Annotated in this window: 1 protein-coding gene and 1 pseudogene; one reads left to right on the forward strand and one right to left on the reverse strand. The window is 61.7% G+C overall.

All coding sequences use genetic code 11. From position 1 onward, the window contains the following. Positions 1 to 353: pseudogene (locus ACR0EL_RS22455) on the forward strand (phosphoglucosamine mutase); the annotation flags it as partial. On the opposite strand, the gene ACR0EL_RS22460 reads toward ACR0EL_RS22455, so the two are convergent. Beyond that, the coding region (locus tag ACR0EL_RS22460; protein ID WP_480502353.1) for an EamA family transporter at positions 350 to 639 on the reverse strand (290 nt) is incomplete at its 5' end. The pseudogene ACR0EL_RS22455 and the gene ACR0EL_RS22460 overlap by 4 nt on opposite strands.

Below are 639 nucleotides of genomic sequence, written 5' to 3' on the forward strand. Positions count from 1 at the left end.
TCGTGATGAGCGATTATGCCACAACCGGCGACGGTCTGATGGCGGGGCTGCATTTTCTGGCAGAGATGGTGCAATCCGGCAAGAAAGCCTCGGACCTATCGCGCCAGTTTGAGACGGTGCCGCAATTGCTGAAGAATGTGCGCTTTAGCGCGGGGCAGGCCCCGCTGGAAGCGGCCAGCGTCAAAAGCGCGATTTCCGAGGCCGAGGCGCGTCTGAATGGGCAGGGGCGTTTGCTGATCCGCAAATCGGGCACGGAACCTCTGATCCGGGTGATGGCGGAATGCGAGGATGCCGCACTGCTGACCCAAGTGGTCGATGGGATCGTATCCGAGGTTGAGGCGGCGACGGGTTAACGCCCCAGTAGCATTTTCTGCAGAGTGAACCACTGGCTGATTGCCAGCCCGGTTAGGATCATGGCAAGCGCGATATAGAACCGCAGTGGCAGGGCTTCGGATAGAATCCAGGCCCCGAACACCATCGACCAAACGGGCACCTGATAGTTCACCAGCGTCAGAAAGACGGACCCGGCGCTGCGGGTGATGGATACTCGCAGCAGGGTGGCGAAGGCCGTGGGGACAAGGCCCAGAACGATCAGGGCCAGACTGGGGCGCGTTCCCTGCCACGAGGGAAGCCCCTCGG

It is taken from the genome of Ruegeria sp. AH12 (genome assembly GCF_056541465.1).